Genomic DNA, 14,855 nt, shown 5'->3' with positions numbered 1-14,855 from the left:
CGGGACGAGCTAGCCTGAAGCGCACCGGAGCGGGCATTGGGGGAAAAGACCCCACCACACACAAAGACAGGCATCACACAAACCACGCATCACACAAACCACGCATCACCCATCACAGAGCACACAAAGGAGGCGCGGCCATGGCAGCGGGCGCCCCCCGGATCTTCGTCTCGCACCTCGCCGGCGTCGCCGTCTTCGATCCGACCGGCGACCAGGTGGGCCGCGTACGCGACCTGGTCGTCATGCTGCGCGTCGGGCGCCGGCCGCCCCGCCTGCTCGGGCTGGTCGTCGAACTCGCCAACCGGCGCCGCATCTTCCTGCCCATGACCCGGGTGACGAGCATCGAGTCCGGCCAGGTCATCACCACCGGTGTGCTCAACGTCCGGCGTTTCGAGCAGCGGCCCACCGAACGGCTCGTCTTCGGCGAACTGTTCGACCGGCGGGTCCGGCTCGTGGAGACGGGGGAAGAGGTAACCGTCCTGGACGTGTCGGTGCAGCAGCTGCCGGCCCGCCGGGACTGGGAAGTCGACCGCGTCTTCGTGCGGAAGGGAAGGAAGAGCGGCGCCTTCCGGCGCAGCAAGGGCGAGACCCTGACGGTGGAGTGGTCCGCGGTCACCGGCTTCTCCCTGGAGGAGCACGGTCAGGGCGCCGAGACCCTGCTCGCCACCTTCGCGCAGCTGCGCCCCGCCGACCTCGCCAACGTCCTGCACCACCTCTCCCCGAAGCGGCGCGGCGAGGTCGCCGCCGCCCTCGACGACGACCGCCTCGCCGACGTCCTGGAACAGCTGCCGGAGGACGACCAGATCGAGATCCTCGGCAAGTTGAAGGAGGAGCGCGCCGCCGACGTCCTGGAGGCCATGGCCCCGGACGACGCGGCCGACCTGCTCGGCGAGCTCCCCGAGGAGGACAAGGAGCGGCTGCTGGCCCTGATGCAGCCCGCCGACGCGGCCGAGATGCGCCGGCTGATGTCGTACGAGGAGCACACGGCGGGCGGTCTGATGACGACGGAGCCGATCGTGCTGCGCCCGGACGCCACCGTCGCCGACGCCCTGGCCCGCGTCCGCAACCCCGACCTCTCCCCCGCGCTCGCCGCCCAGGTCTACGTCTGCCGCCCGCCCGACGAGACCCCGACCGGCAAGTACCTCGGCACGGCGCACTTCCAGCGCCTGCTGCGTGACCCGCCCTACACCCTCGTCAGCTCGATCGTCGACGACGACCTGCAGCCGCTCGCCCCCGGCGCCACCCTGCCGCTCATCGCCGAATTCTTCGCGACGTACGACATGGTGGCGGCGCCCGTCGTCGACGAGTCCGGGGCGCTGCTCGGCGCGGTGACCGTGGACGACGTACTGGACCACATGCTGCCCGAGGACTGGCGGGAGACGGAGTTCCAGCTCGACCAGGGGGCGGCCGACCAGGGGGCGACCCCGCATGGCTCCTGATCGCGACAACACCCGCGAGCGCCTCCCGGCGGGAGCCACGGCCGCCACCCGGCTGCGGACCGCTCGGCTGGACCAGCCGCGCCCGCCCCGGCGCAGGCTGCTGCCCGAGTACGACCCGGAGGCGTTCGGGCGGCTGTCCGAGCGCATCGCACGCTTCCTCGGCACCGGGCGGTTCATCGTCTGGATGACGGTGGTGATCATCCTGTGGGTGGTGTGGAACGTGGCCGCGCCGCGCCATCTGCGCTTCGACGAGTACCCGTTCATCTTCCTGACGCTGATGCTGTCCCTGCAGGCCTCCTACGCCGCCCCGCTGATCCTGCTCGCGCAGAACCGGCAGGCTGACCGCGACCGGGTCAACCTGGAGCAGGATCGCAAGCAGAACGAGCGGTCGATCGCCGACACCGAGTACCTGACCCGCGAGGTCGCCGCGCTGCGCATGGGCCTCGGCGAGGTGGCGACCCGCGACTGGCTCCGCTCGGAGCTGCACGACCTGGTCAAGGAGCTGGAGGAGGTGCGGGTCGACGGCCACCACGACCGCGGTGTATTCCCGGCAGAGCACCCGCGCGGACGTGACAAGGACGACCGCTGACGGGGGTCCCGGGCCCGCCGCGGGGCGCCGTACCATCGTTCTTATGGCTACGGAAGACGCGGTGCGCGAAGCGCTGGCGACGGTGAACGACCCTGAGATCCATCGACCCATCACCGAGCTGGGGATGGTCAAATCGGTGGAGATCGGTGCGGACGGTGCGGTCGCGGTCACCGTGTACCTGACGGTCTCCGGCTGCCCCATGCGCGAGACGATCACCCAGCGGGTGACCGAGGCGGTCTCGCGCGTCGAGGGCGTCACCCGTGTCGACGTCACGCTCGACGTGATGAGCGACGAGCAGCGCCGTGAGCTGACGACCGCCCTGCGCGGCGGCCAGGCCGAGCGCGAGGTCCCCTTCGCCAAGCCGGGCAACCTGACCCGGGTGTACGCGGTCGCGTCCGGCAAGGGCGGCGTCGGCAAGTCGTCGGTGACGGTGAACCTGGCGGCGGCGATGGCGGCCGACGGCCTGCAGGTCGGTGTCGTGGACGCCGACATCTACGGCCACAGCGTGCCGCGCATGCTGGGTGTGGACGGCCGCCCGACCCAGGTCGAGAACATGATCATGCCGCCGTCCGCGAACGGCGTGAGGGTCATCTCGATCGGCATGTTCACCCCGGGCAACGCGCCGGTCGTCTGGCGCGGCCCGATGCTGCACCGCGCGCTCCAGCAGTTCCTGGCAGACGTGTACTGGGGTGACCTGGACGTGCTGCTGCTGGACCTCCCGCCGGGCACGGGCGACATCGCCATCTCGGTGGCCCAGCTGATCCCGAACGCCGAGATCCTGGTCGTGACGACGCCTCAGCAGGCCGCGGCCGAGGTGGCCGAGCGGGCGGGCTCCATCGCCGTCCAGACCCACCAGAAGATCGTCGGCGTGGTCGAGAACATGTCCGGCCTGCCCTGCCCGCACTGCGGCGAGATGGTCGACGTCTTCGGCACGGGCGGCGGCCAGGTGGTGGCGGACGGTCTGACGCGCACGACGGGCACGAGCGTTCCCGTCCTCGGCTCCATCCCGATCGACGTCCGCCTCCGCGAGGGCGGCGACGAGGGCAGGCCGGTGGTCCTGACCGACCCGGACTCCCCTGCGGGCTCGGCCCTGCGGGCGATCGCCGGGAAGCTCGGCGGGCGGCAGCGGGGGCTTGCGGGACTGTCGCTGGGGATCACTCCGAAGAACAAGTTCTGAACAAGTTCCAGGACTGCTACGACGCCGGGGGCGCCGTCTTTCGCAAGGCGGCGCCCCCGGCGTCGTGATTTCGGCTACGCGTACGCCGAGATGTCCTTGATCATGGCGAAGCCCAGTCCGTACGCGCTCATCCCTCGCCCGTACGCACCCACGTGCACCCCCTCCGGAGTCGACCCGGCGAGGACCCAGCCGAACTCGGACTCGCGATAGTGGAAAGGCGTCGGGACGCCGTCCACGGGAAGGGAGAGCGTGGACCACGCCGGGCCGGACAGGTCGTCGGCCAGCACCCACGCCGTCTCGGTCTGCTGCTCCAGCCAGTCGTCGCGCAGGCTGTGGTCCATCTGCCCGGGCCAGGTGAAGGACAGCAGCCCCACCCCGGCGAGCCAGGCCGCCGAGGACACCGAGGTGGCCTCCAAAAGACCCGTGCCGTCGGCGCTGCGCCGTACGGGGTTGGCCGCGACGGTGACCACGACCGCGAACTTCTCCTTCGGCTCGTCCGGGGACCCGGACACGTACTCGTTGCGTACGGAGGGCTCGTCGCCGTGTCCGATGGAACCGTGTTCCACGGTCCCGTCGGCCGAGGTGCCGACCTGCATCAGCCAGCGCGGCCCCGTGAAGGCCTCGTCGAGGCCGTACCACGGGAAGGGCGCCAGCAGGTAGCCGTCGACCGTACGCCGGCCGGAGGGGACCTGCTGTCCGCCCTCCGCGGCCGGCGCCTGCGCGACTGCCCGACTTGTCGTCTCCATGTACCCGGACGCCTCCTCGCTCTCGTCGGACCGGGGTGGCCCGCCCCCCTTCGGGCGTACTCGTCCGGTCCGCACAACAACTCGGCAGCATATCGACCCCGCTTCGGGCAGCCGGGAAACCGCCCGGCGCGTGGGCCGCTCGGACGACGGGTTCAGGCCTCCCACGGCGCGCACGCGGTATGAAACGCGTCACGTCCGACGGCGCCGCACCCACCCCGACGTGCGGCTCACCGGCCTGTGCCGCTCAGGGACATCCGTCCTACGCCGCTCAGGTGGCGTCCGTCCTACGCGACGCTCAGGTGGCGTCCACGTCGAAGGGCGGACGGTCGTCGCGGTCGGAGCCCTCGGGCCTCTTGGTCATGTCGACCCGGCTGCCGGAGGACCCCAAGGACGCCGGAGAGGAGGACGCCGAAGAGGACGAGGAGGACGGGGAGTCGGACTCGCGGCTGTGCGCCGCGTCCTTGATCTCGGCCATTTCCTTCTTCAGGTCGAAGCCGTTGCGAATCTCCTTCAGCCCCAGGTCGTCGTTGTCGATCTGCTTGCGGATGAACGTCTTGAGGTTGAGGTCCTCGAACTCGAAGTCCTTGAACTCGGGGCCGAGTTCGTTGCGGATGTCCTGCTTGGCGCTCTCCGAGAACTCACGGATCTTCCGGATCGTGCGCATCACGTCCTGGATGACCTTCGGGAGCTTGTCCGGACCGAACACGAGCACGGCCAGGACGATGATCGTCACCAGCTCGAGCGGTCCTATGTCATTGAACACCTGAAGCTCCTTGCGATGTCCTCGGTCCTCGGCCCTCGGGTGGTCTGTGCGGGTCTTCCGTGGTCCGGGCCGGGTCCACGGTACCCGGCGTACGTGTCCGACCGGTACCGTCCCGAGGTGTCCGAGTGCGTGTACACGACGGGTTTCTCGGCTTGTCTGCCTTGGTGAGTGGTGCGTTGAGGCTTCACCTGCGAGCCTGTCGGTCGCCGCCGGACGGGTCGGCTTCCGGGGTGTCCAGGGCGGGTCAGTTGCTGTTCGAGGACCCGAGCACGAGGGAGACCGTTCGCTCCTTTCCGTCGCGTTCGATGGTGAGCTCCAGGCGGTCGCCGGGGCGGTGGGCGCGGGTCTTGACGATCAGCTCCTCGCCGGAGTGGACGCGCCGGCCGTCGACCACGGTGATGACGTCACCGGCCTTGATGCCGGCCTTGGCGCCCGGGCCGCCCGGGGTGACCGGGGATTTGCCGTTGCGGCCCTTGGTGCCGACCCGGGCACCGTCGCCGGTGTAGTTCATGTCAAGGGTCACGCCGATCACCGGGTGAGTGGCCTTACCGGTGTTGATCAGCTCCTCGGCGACGCGCTTGGCCTGGTTGATGGGGATGGCGAAGCCGAGGCCGATGGAGCCGGCCTGGGCGCCCTGGAGGTCGGAGCCGCTGTCGGCGGAGCGGATGGCGGAGTTGATGCCGACGACGCGGGCCCGGGAGTCGAGGAGGGGGCCGCCGGAGTTGCCGGGGTTGATCGCGGCGTCGGTCTGCAGGGCGTCGACGTACGACAGGTCGCTGCCGTCGCCCTTCTCGCCGCCGGCCGTGATGGGCCGCTCCTTGGCGCTGATGATGCCGGAGGTGACGGTGTTGGCGAGGTCGAAGGGGGTGCCGATGGCCACGACCGGGTCGCCCACCTGCACGTTGTCGGAGTTGCCGAGGGGTATGGGGGTCAGGCCGCGCACGCCGCGCACCTGGACGACGGCGAGGTCGTAGCCGGTGTCGCGGCCGACGATCCTGGCCTTGGCGGTCTGGCCGCCGCTGAAGGTCACGGATATGTCGCCGCTGGAGGCGGCGGGCTCGACGACGTGGTTGTTGGTGAGGATGTGGCCGAGGCGGTCGAGCACGAAGCCGGTGCCGGTGCCCTGCTCGCCGGAGCCGGTGACGTGCAGGGTCACGACGCTGGGCAGCGCACGGGCGGCGATCCCGGCGACGCTGTCGGGGGCGCGCCCGGTGGGCTCCTTCCCGGCCTGCGGCAGCTCCACGGCCCCCACGCCCCCATTGCGCTCGATGTACGCCCCGACGAGCCCGCCGAGCCCGCCGGACGCGAGCGCGAGCACCACGGCACCACCGACGAGGGCCCGCCTGACCCGCCTGCGCCGCTGCTCCGGCGTGGGCACACCGACCCCGCTCTGCTGAAGGGGGGCAGGGATGGAGGTGGCGGCCCAGGGGTCGTAGCGGTGCCAGGGGTCGGTGGCGGGCGGGGTGTCGGCGGAGGGGGCCGCGTGGCCGTGGGGTGGAGAGTCTGCGGGGGCGGGCCCAGCAGGTGGGGCCGAGGCCGCCGGAGCAGATATGCCCTGGACCTCGGGAGCCGCCAGGACAGGCGCCCCAGGAGCAGAGGGCGGCGCCTGCGTCACGGCCGAGGCCGACACGCCCTGGACCTCAGGAGCCGCCAGGACAGACGCCCCAGGAGCAGAGGGCGGCGCCTGGATCACGGCCGAGGCCGACACGCCCTGGACCTCAGGAGCCGCCAGGACAGACGCCCCAGGAGCAGAGGGCGGCGCCTGCGTCACGGCCGGGGCCGGCACGCCCTGGACCTCAGGAGCCGCCAGGACAGACGCCCCAGGAGCAGAGGGCGGCGCCTGCGTCACGGCCGGGGCCGACACGCCCTGGACCTCAGGAGCCGCCAGGACAGACGCCCCAGGAGCAGAGGGCGGCGCCTGCGTCACGGCCGGGGCCGGCACGCCCTGGACCTCAGGAGCCGCCAGGACAGACGCCCCAGGAGCAGAGGGCGGCGCCTGGATCACGGCCGGGGCCGGCACGCCCTGGGGGACGGGGCTCGTTGGTATGGGGGCGCCGTGGGGCGTGGCCCGGGGTGCCGGGACCGACGGAGCTTGCGACGAAAGGGCGGGCGCACCCGGGGCGGCCGCGGGCGTCGGTACCGCCGTGCCGTGAGCAGGAGCAACCGCCGGGTGCTGCACCGGCGGGGCGGGTGCCCAGGGGCCCGGCTCGCCGTACGGCGGGGTGTTGTAGGGGTCGGGGTCGTGCAAGGGCTTGGGACGCTCGGCGGGCGGGAGGGCAGGGCCGGAGGCTGCATCCCCCGGCTCACCGGCCCCGGACGCGACGGACTCCCTGCCGGAAGGGCTCGGCGCGGTGTCCGCCTCGCTGCCACCAGGCGCTTCGCCCGGCTGTCCGAGCTGGAAGTCGCCCTCCCCTCCCCGGCCGCTCAGGACTGCGCCCGGACGCTCCAGCTCGAAGTCACCGTCACGGTCCCCACGGTCCCCACCCGGGCCTGCGGCCCCCGCAGACCCCGGCGTCGCGTCCCGGCCCTCGGGCGAACCCGGCGTCTCGGCCTCCGGCGTCGTGGGCGTCGTGGAAGCCCCCTCCGTCTCCCCCGGAGGTACTGGCCGGGGCCGGCTCCACCACTTCGGGCGGGTGGACTTCGCGGGCATCCCCTCGTTCATGCTCTCCCCACAGCTCAGGCCTGTCTTTCGAATCGCTCCGGGGCCGCGGGGTCTGGCACGCGCCTGCTGCCATGTGCCGTCTCTCGAGTCGGACCGATCCGAAAGACAAGCCCTGGCCGCGGCACGACTCGTCGGCGGCGGCCGCGCGTCGTCGACTCCGCGCCCGGATCCATGTCATGGGCGCGACCACCTGGATTCAACCAGGTTCGCGGACCACCGCGCAGAGGCCGGTCAGTGCGCCGTGCGCAGGGAGGCGGTGGGAGATGCGGCGGGAGAAGCGGTGAGAGAGGGAGCGGGAGCGGATGTCGTGTCGGGGGCGGGCGCGGCGAGGAGGCCCGGCGCCGCGTACCCCGGGGCCGTGGACCAGGAGGTCAGGAGGGTCGGCGGGGTCGTGGCGAGCGGCCGTATCAACGGGGACATGACGGCGGCACCGGCGACCACCGGGGTGGTCAGCGTGTGCATCACGTCCTGTGCCTGCCCGGCGGCGGGGGACGGCGCCCCGGGCAGCAGCGGCGCGGACAACGTGGTCGGCGCCACCGGGGTGCCACCGGACGACCGCTGCCCCTGAGCCAGCAGCGGCCCGGCCGAGCGCCGCCGCTGGGCCTCGGGCGCCGTCACCGCTTCCGTGCCCGCCGAACCCGCCGGCGTCACATTGCTGCCGGCCCCTGTGCCGCCGCGCGCATCCGCGGCCGTGTCGCCCGGGATGCCGGTGGTCACCCCGCCCAGCGCGAGCGCGGCCAGTGACACCGCCCCGGCGGCGACGAACGCGAACCGCAGCCCGCGCGAGGCCGACCGCTCGCTGTCGTGACGGCCGACGGGGTGGATCCGGTAGCCGCGGTCCGACGAGGCCGCGGCCGGGTCGGAGATGTGCGGTCGCGACGGGACGTAGCCGAACTCGAACTGCTCGCCCCGCTTCACTCCGAACACGCCGGATCGTCCGGAGAGCCCGCCGGGGAATGCTCCCCCGCTCAGCGGCGAGCCGCCGCCGTCCGTGTCACCTCCCCCGGGGAGCCCCTGGAGGCGGGCCAGGAAGCTCTCGGAGGGGGGCGGCGGGGCCGCCTCCGCGAAGACGTTCTTCAACCGTCGCTGCGCGTCGACCTCCGCCTTGCATTTCGGGCAGGTGGCCACGTGCGCCAGGACGCGCTCGCGCGTCTCATGACCGAGCTCTCCGTCGACGAGGGCGGAAAGGCGGTCTCCCAGGTGCTGTTCCGCAAGGAGCCTCGCGGCAGGGTTGGGTCGTGATCCACTCACGCGGTCGCGCCCCCTCCCCCCAGTGCGGGAACACCGGGCATGAGGGCGCGGCGCTCGGCCCGGGCCTCCGGCGAGCGGTGCGCGAGGGCCTTGCGCAGTTGGGAGCGGCCGCGGTGGATGCGGGAACGGACCGTGCCGAGCTTGACGCCCAGGGTCGCGGCGATCTCCTCGTACGACAGTCCTTCGATGTCGCACAGGACGACCGCGGCGCGGAACTCCGGCGCCAGGGTGTCGAGGGCCTGCTGGACGTCCGCGTCGAAGTGCGCGTCGTTGAAGAGCTGCTGCGGGGTGGGCTCCTTGCTGGCCAGCCGCTCGGCGGCGTCCTCGCCGAGCGCGTCGAATCGGATGCGCTGCTTGCGGCGGACCATGTCCAGGAAGAGGTTCGTGGTGATGCGGTGCAGCCAGCCCTCGAACGTGCCCGGCGTGTACGTCGACAGGGAGCGGAAGACGCGGACGAAAACCTCCTGGGTGAGGTCCTCGGCGTCGTGCTGGTTGCCGGTGAGGCGGTAGGCCAGGCGATAGACGCGGCCGCTGTGGGTGCTGACGATCTCCTCCCAGGTGGGCGGAGTCCACGCCTGCCCGTCCGCGTCGGTGGAGAAAGTCGCGGTCTGGGCGAAGTCGGTGGCGTGGCTCGGGTCAGCAGCGGTGTCGTTCACGGATTTCGGCCTGCCCGCCGATCCGAGAAAGCGCCGCAGCACTCTTCCCCGATCCACAGGCGCAGCCGCACCTCCCCTGTTGGCTCTGGTGGTGTCCAGTGGAGCCCCTACCATAGCCACCTCGCCCGTTAGCTCCGGATAAGCGGTTTTACGAGAATTTGATACGCGCTGGCACGGCTCATGCGGCTGCGTCAGCACTTGCTCGGTGTCCCGATCCACCTCATACCCCCCCTCGTGTCCGCCGTCACTCGCTCATCCCTTCAAACGACCGGTCCCATCTGCGGGTTCCCGACGCCAACGGATACAGTCACGCCCAGGCAACCATGGGGACAGGAGAGGGTCATTACCGGCAACCGGCAGACGAGCTGGGCGTTCGCCGACGCCTATGTCGCCGAGGACGACGCGCTGCGCTGGGCCCGCGACCGGGCCCGCGAGGCAGGGCTGCGCTCGGTGTCGCCCAGCGCGGGTGCCGCGCTGCGGTTGCTCGCCGCCACCGTGGACGCCAAGGCGGTCGCGGAGATCGGGACCGGTACCGGCGTCTCCGGGATCCATCTGCTGCACGGCATGCGGCCGGACGGGGTGCTGACCACCGTCGACCCCGAGCCGGAGCACCAGCAGTTCGCCCGCCATGCCTTCCGCGCGGCCGGCTTCGCCAGCAACCGCGCCCGCTTCATCCCCGGCCGCGCCCTGGACGTCCTGCCCCGCCTCGCGGACGCCGGATACGACCTCGTCTTCTGCGACGGCGACCGGCTGGAGTTCCCCGACTACCTCGCCGAATCGTTGCGCCTGCTGCGCCCCGGAGGGCTCGTGGTCTTCGAGGGTGTCTTCGCGCACGGCCGGACGGTGGACTCCGGGCCGCAGCCGACGGAGGTGCTGCGGCTGCGGGAGCTGCTGCGCACGGTACGGGAGAGCCCGGACCTGGTGCCGTCGCTGCTGCCGGTGGGCGACGGCCTGCTGTGCGCGGTCAAGCGCTGACAGCGGGCGCTGCGCCGGAGGGGCGCCGGACGGGGTGACCGCCGCGGTCGCGTCGCCGGACGGGGCCGGACCGTGTGACCGCCGTTCGCGTCGCCCGGAGGGGCGCCGGAGAGTGTGACCGCCGGTCGCGTCGGTGCGCGTACCCCGGAGAAATCAGCAACCCCGGCACCGCCTACGATGCCGGGGCAGCTGAAAGGGCATGGTCGCTTGCGCGTCAGCCGACGACCTTCTTGAGGGCGTCGCCGAGCGCGTCGGCCTCGTCAGGAGTCAGCTCGACGACGAGCCGACCGCCGCCTTCGAGCGGAACGCGCATGACGATGCCCCGCCCCTCCTTGGTCACCTCGAGCGGGCCATCGCCCGTCCGCGGCTTCATGGCCGCCATGCTCGTTCCCCTTCCTGAAACCAGCTCATTGTCAGCCGACGGCCCATGGAGGGCACGCGCGGTCCGTACAGGACACGCGACACCGGCATCGAACACATTGCTTCCAGGCCATTATCCCGCATCTCAGGACCCGATGACCAACATCAGTCGGCATCGCTTGGGCAACGCACGCGAGCAAAACCACTCAATTCGGCAATGTGGCTGCGATACTGCGCGGCCCCGCAGACGTCCGCCGACCGAAAACGGAGTGGAATTCTTTGACGCAGGTCACACGTCCGGTCCGTTCCTCCGCTGGTGATCTCCGCCATGCTGTCCTTCAGACGAAGGACGTACCGACCGGTACGTCCCAGCCGCGACACCGGAGGGGATGCCCCATGACCGACACCGTGCTCTACGAGGTGAGCGACGGGCTCGCGACGATCACGCTGAACCGCCCCGAGGCGATGAACGCGCTGAACGTCGCGACCAAGGTCGCCCTCCGGGACGCGGTCCAGTCCGCGGCGGCCGACAACGCCGTACGGGCGGTGCTGCTGACCGCCGCCGGGGACCGGGCGTTCTGCGTGGGGCAGGACCTCAAGGAGCACATCGGGCTGCTGGCCACCGACCGGGAGACCGGCTCGGGGCAGACGATGAGCACCGTGCGGGAGCACTACAACCCGATCGTGCGGGCGCTGGCGGGGGCGCCGAAGCCGGTGGTCGCCGCGGTGAACGGGGTCGCGGCCGGGGCGGGCTTCGGCTTCGCGCTCGCGGCGGACTACCGGATCGTGGCGGACACGGCGGCCTTCAACACGTCGTTCGCAGGCGTCGCCCTGACCGCCGACTCCGGCATCTCGTGGACCCTCCCACGGGTCGTCGGGCCCGGGCGCGCCGCCGACCTGCTGCTCTTCCCGCGGAGCATCACGGCGCAGGACGCGTTCGAGCTGGGGATCGCCAACCGGGTCGTGCCCGCGGCCGAACTGCGGGCCGAGGCCGAGAAGGTGGCGCGAGCGCTGGCCGAGGGGCCGACGGTGGCGTACGCGGCGCTGAAGGAGGCCGTGTCCTACGGGCTCACGCACTCCCTCGAGGAGACGCTGGAGAAGGAGGACGAGCTCCAGACGCGAGCGGGGTCCTCGGAGGACCATGCGATCGCGGTGCAGGCCTTCGTGAACAAGGAGAAGCCGAAGTACCTGGGCCGCTGACCTGCGGTGCCAAGGCGCCGCCCCTCGCCGGGCAGGTCAGGGGCGGCGCGCGAGGCAATCCTCCAAGTGATCGTCGACCAGGCCGCACGCCTGCATCAGTGCGTACGCCGTCGTCGGGCCGATGAAGCGCAGGCCCCGCTTCTTCAGGGCCTTGGACAGGGCCGTGGACTCGGGGGTGACCGCCGGGACGTCGGACAGGGTCTTCGGGGCCGGGCGGGTGGCCGGGTCGGGGGCGTGGGACCAGATGAGGGCGTCCAGCTCGCCCGGGGACCACTCGGCGAGCACGCGCGCGTTGGCGAGGGTCGCGTCTATCTTGGCGCGGTTGCGGATGATGCCCGGGTCGGCGAGGAGGCGCTCGCGGTCGGCGTCCGTGAAGGCCGCCACCGCGGAGATCTTGAAGTCGGCGAAGGCGGCGCGGAAGCCGGGGCGGCGGCGCAGGATGGTGATCCAGGACAGGCCGGACTGGAAGGCCTCCAGGCTGAGACGTTCGAAGAGCACGTCGTCGCCGTGAACCGGGCGGCCCCACTCCTCGTCGTGGTACGTCACGTACTCCGGGGCGGACAGGGCCCAGGGGCAGCGCAGGGCACCGTCGGGGCCGGCGATGGCGCCGGTGCTCACTCCTGGTCCTCCTGCGCGGGCTTGTCCATGCGGACGTGCGCCGCCGCGGCCTGGGCGCCGGCGAGGGCGGACTCCAGGTCGGCGATGCGGGCGTCGCGCTCGGCGAGCTCGGCGCCGAGGCGGCTGAGGGCGTCGTCGACGTCCGCCATGCGGTAGCCGCGGGCGGCGAGCGGGAACCGGAGGCTCTCCACGTCGGCGCTGTTGACCGGGCGGTCCGCGGGCAGCGGGTCCTGGAGCCGGTCGGGCGCCGCTTCCGGCAGCGGGCCGGTCCCCTCGCCGCCGCCCACCACGGCCAGGGTCACCGCGGCGACCACGACGGCGAGCGCGACGACCAGGAACAAGAACATAACCATCGCTGGGGTCCCCACGAACGTGTCGAAGCCGAATGTGTCAGGGTCCGATCGTGCCATGCGAGTCTGACAGTTAGGGTCGCAGCCGGCCGAAGACCGGGACGTACTAGGAGAGGTCACAGGGGATGCTCAGGCTGGGCAGGCGTGAATTCCACGCGCACGAGCCGGTGATCATGGCGATCGTGAACCGGACCCCCGACTCCTTCTACGACCAGGGGGCGACGTTCCTCGACGAGCCGGCCCTCGCACGCGTGGAGCAGGCGGTCGCCGAGGGGGCCGCGATCGTCGACATCGGCGGCGTCAAGGCGGGGCCGGGCGAAGAGGTGACGGCCGAGGAGGAGGCGCGGCGGACGGTCGGGTTCGTCGCGGAGGTGCGTCGGCGGTTCCCGGACGTGGTCATCAGTGTGGACACCTGGCGGTCCGAGGTCGGGGAGGCGGTCTGCGAGGCGGGGGCGGATCTGCTGAACGACGCGTGGGGCGGGGTGGATCCGCGGCTGGCGGAGGTCGCGGCGCGGTACCGGGTCGGGTTGGTGTGCACGCACGCGGGCGGTGCGCAGCCGCGGACGCGGCCGCACCGGGTGACGTACGACGACGTCATGGCGGACATCTTGAGGGCGACCGTGGGGCTGGCGGAGCGGGCGGTGTCGCTGGGTGTGCCGCGGGAGTCGGTACTGATCGATCCCGGGCACGACTTCGGGAAGAACACGCGGCACAGCCTGGAGGCGACGCGGCGGCTCGGGGAGATGGTGGCGACCGGGTGGCCGGTGCTGGTGTCGCTGTCCAACAAGGACTTCGTCGGGGAGACGCTGGACAAGCCGGTGAAGGAGCGGGTGCTCGGGACGCTGGCGACGACCGCGGTGTCGGCGTGGCTCGGAGCACAGGTGTACCGGGTGCACGAGGTGGCCGAGACGCGGCAGGTGCTGGACATGGTGGCGTCCATCGCCGGGCACCGGCCTCCTGCCGTCGCCCGACGGGGGCTGGCGTAGGGCTCCGCGCCGTACCAGAGGGCTCCGCCCTGCCGTACCTGGGGGCTCCGCCCTGCCGTACCAGGGGGCTCCCCGCCGCACCAGGGTGCTCCGCCCCCTGGGCCCGGGCCTGTGCCCACCCACCACCGACTCGGCCGGTCAGCCAGCGAGCCCGAGGGCCTTTCGGGTCCCGTCGGCCAGGCCCCGCGCTAGCGGCCCGCCTCCTTCGACACCAACGCCACCGCCTCCTCCACGTCGTCCGTCATGTGGAACAGCGTCAGGTCCGCCTGCCTCGCCTTGCCCTCGGCGATCAGCGTGTTCTCCAGCCAGTCGACGAGGCCGCCCCAGTACGCGCTGCCGAAGAGGACGATGGGGAAGCGGGTGACCTTCTGGGTCTGGACGAGAGTGAGGGCCTCGAAGAGTTCGTCGAGGGTGCCGAGGCCGCCCGGCAGCACCACGAAACCCTGGGCGTACTTCACGAACATCATCTTGCGGACGAAGAAGTAGCGGAAGTTGAGGCCGATGTCGACGTAGGGGTTCAGGCCCTGCTCGAAGGGGAGCTCGATGCCCAGGCCGACCGAGATGCCGCCCGCTTCGCAGGCGCCCTTGTTCGCCGCTTCCATCGCGCCCGGGCCGCCTCCCGTGATCACCGCGAAGCCGGCCTCCACCAGGCCACGGCCCAGCCGCACGCCCGCTTCGTACTCCGGCGAGTCCACCGGCGTACGTGCGGAGCCGAACACGCTGATCGCGGGCGGGAGTTCGGCAAGTGTGCCGAAGCCCTCGATGAACTCCGACTGGATGCGCAGGACGCGCCAGGGGTCGGTGTGGACCCAGTCCGTGGGGGCGCGCTCGTCCAGCAGCCGCTGGTCGGTGGTGCTCTCCTGGACCTGCCCCCGCCTCCGGAGGACCGGTCCCAGGCGCTGTTCCTCCGGTAGCCGCTTCTTGCCCTCGGGGTTGCCGGTAGCCATGTGCGCTCCCTCCGCATCGGGGTCTCCCCTGCTCATGTGGCCCCCCCCCCCCGCTCGAGCGAAGTCGGGAGTGGGGGGAGAAGCCGAGAGCCTGGGGAAGGGTCGTTCCTCCTCAGCGTAGATCTAGGCGGGTTAC

15 protein-coding genes are annotated in these 14,855 nt (G+C 71.9%); 6 read left to right on the top strand and 9 right to left on the bottom strand.

Annotation, left to right across the window (positions count from 1 at the left end):
- Positions 1-140 precede the first annotated feature (140 nt).
- From ABZV31_RS15020 to ABZV31_RS15010, 3 genes are read left to right on the top strand one after another with little or no spacing between them, the layout of a single operon-like run.
- A complete protein-coding gene (locus ABZV31_RS15020; RefSeq protein ID WP_355893089.1) occupies positions 141-1,439 on the top strand; it encodes a CBS domain-containing protein in 1,299 nt (432 codons plus the stop codon).
- Complete coding sequence (locus ABZV31_RS15015; RefSeq protein ID WP_355893088.1) at positions 1,429-2,028, top strand: DUF1003 domain-containing protein; 600 nt, start codon at positions 1,429-1,431, stop codon at positions 2,026-2,028. The genes ABZV31_RS15020 and ABZV31_RS15015 overlap by 11 nt, the downstream gene beginning before the upstream one ends.
- Positions 2,029-2,071: 43 nt before the next feature.
- Positions 2,072-3,205, top strand: coding sequence for an Mrp/NBP35 family ATP-binding protein (locus ABZV31_RS15010; protein ID WP_355893085.1), 1,134 nt, complete (start codon positions 2,072-2,074; stop codon positions 3,203-3,205).
- Between the two features lie 74 nt (positions 3,206-3,279).
- Here ABZV31_RS15010 and ABZV31_RS15005 read toward each other — a convergent pair whose 3' ends face one another.
- From ABZV31_RS15005 to sigE, 5 genes are all read right to left on the bottom strand, one after another.
- Positions 3,280-3,951, bottom strand: coding sequence for a hypothetical protein (locus tag ABZV31_RS15005; protein ID WP_355893083.1), 672 nt, complete (start codon positions 3,949-3,951; stop codon positions 3,280-3,282).
- A gap of 295 nt (positions 3,952-4,246) precedes the next feature.
- Positions 4,247-4,714, bottom strand: a complete 468-nt coding sequence (locus ABZV31_RS15000) for a sec-independent translocase (protein ID WP_355893080.1) — start codon at positions 4,712-4,714, stop codon at positions 4,247-4,249.
- Positions 4,715-4,958: 244 nt separating this feature from the next.
- Positions 4,959-7,376: a trypsin-like peptidase domain-containing protein gene (locus ABZV31_RS14995; RefSeq protein WP_355893078.1), complete on the bottom strand. Its 2,418-nt coding sequence runs from the start codon at positions 7,374-7,376 to the stop codon at positions 4,959-4,961.
- Positions 7,377-7,607: 231 nt separating this feature from the next.
- On the bottom strand, positions 7,608-8,627 hold the full coding sequence (locus ABZV31_RS14990; protein ID WP_355893075.1) for a zf-HC2 domain-containing protein: 1,020 nt from the start codon (positions 8,625-8,627) through the stop codon (positions 7,608-7,610).
- Entirely contained in the window at positions 8,624-9,325 is a 702-nt protein-coding gene (sigE, locus tag ABZV31_RS14985; RefSeq protein WP_355893614.1) for an RNA polymerase sigma factor SigE, read from the bottom strand. Before sigE ends, ABZV31_RS14990 begins: the two co-directional genes overlap by 4 nt.
- Positions 9,326-9,559: 234 nt before the next feature.
- On the opposite strand from sigE, the gene ABZV31_RS14980 reads away from it, so the two are divergent.
- Positions 9,560-10,258 carry an O-methyltransferase gene (locus ABZV31_RS14980; RefSeq protein ID WP_355893612.1) on the top strand — a complete coding sequence of 233 codons (699 nt, stop codon included), beginning with the start codon at positions 9,560-9,562 and terminating at the stop codon, positions 10,256-10,258.
- 214 nt (positions 10,259-10,472) lie between these two features.
- Here the strand turns inward: ABZV31_RS14980 and ABZV31_RS14975 are convergent, their stop codons facing one another.
- Entirely contained in the window at positions 10,473-10,640 is a 168-nt protein-coding gene (locus ABZV31_RS14975) for a DUF3117 domain-containing protein (protein ID WP_003966491.1), read from the bottom strand.
- A 374-nt stretch (positions 10,641-11,014) separates the two neighbouring features.
- Here ABZV31_RS14975 and ABZV31_RS14970 point away from each other — a divergent pair, with 374 nt between their 5' ends.
- Positions 11,015-11,818, top strand: a complete 804-nt coding sequence (locus tag ABZV31_RS14970; RefSeq protein ID WP_355893072.1) for an enoyl-CoA hydratase-related protein — start codon at positions 11,015-11,017, stop codon at positions 11,816-11,818.
- Positions 11,819-11,854: 36 nt separating this feature from the next.
- Here ABZV31_RS14970 and ABZV31_RS14965 read toward each other — a convergent pair whose 3' ends face one another.
- Together ABZV31_RS14965 and ABZV31_RS14960 are read right to left on the bottom strand one after the other, a co-directional pair.
- The gene (locus ABZV31_RS14965; protein WP_355893069.1) at positions 11,855-12,436 is read right to left on the bottom strand and encodes a DNA-3-methyladenine glycosylase I; all 582 of its coding nucleotides are present in this window, start codon (positions 12,434-12,436) and stop codon (positions 11,855-11,857) included.
- Positions 12,433-12,783 (bottom strand): DivIVA domain-containing protein, encoded by a 351-nt coding sequence (locus ABZV31_RS14960; RefSeq protein ID WP_355893609.1) that lies wholly within the window; start codon positions 12,781-12,783, stop codon positions 12,433-12,435. Before ABZV31_RS14960 ends, ABZV31_RS14965 begins: the two co-directional genes overlap by 4 nt.
- 128 nt (positions 12,784-12,911) lie before the next feature.
- Between ABZV31_RS14960 and folP the strand changes: the two genes are divergently transcribed.
- Positions 12,912-13,772: a dihydropteroate synthase gene (gene folP / locus ABZV31_RS14955; protein ID WP_355893066.1), complete on the top strand. Its 861-nt coding sequence runs from the start codon at positions 12,912-12,914 to the stop codon at positions 13,770-13,772.
- 188 nt (positions 13,773-13,960) lie between these two features.
- Here the strand turns inward: folP and ABZV31_RS14950 are convergent, their stop codons facing one another.
- Positions 13,961-14,719 carry a TIGR00730 family Rossman fold protein gene (locus ABZV31_RS14950; RefSeq protein WP_355893064.1) on the bottom strand — a complete coding sequence of 253 codons (759 nt, stop codon included), beginning with the start codon at positions 14,717-14,719 and terminating at the stop codon, positions 13,961-13,963.
- Positions 14,720-14,855 lie beyond the last annotated feature (136 nt).

Origin of the sequence: Streptomyces sp. NPDC005202 (assembly GCF_040608235.1) — a bacterium.
Taxonomy (GTDB): Bacteria; Actinomycetota; Actinomycetes; order Streptomycetales; family Streptomycetaceae; genus Streptomyces.
Note: the sequence above shows the minus strand (reverse complement) of the source record. Positions and strands in the feature narration are given on the sequence as shown.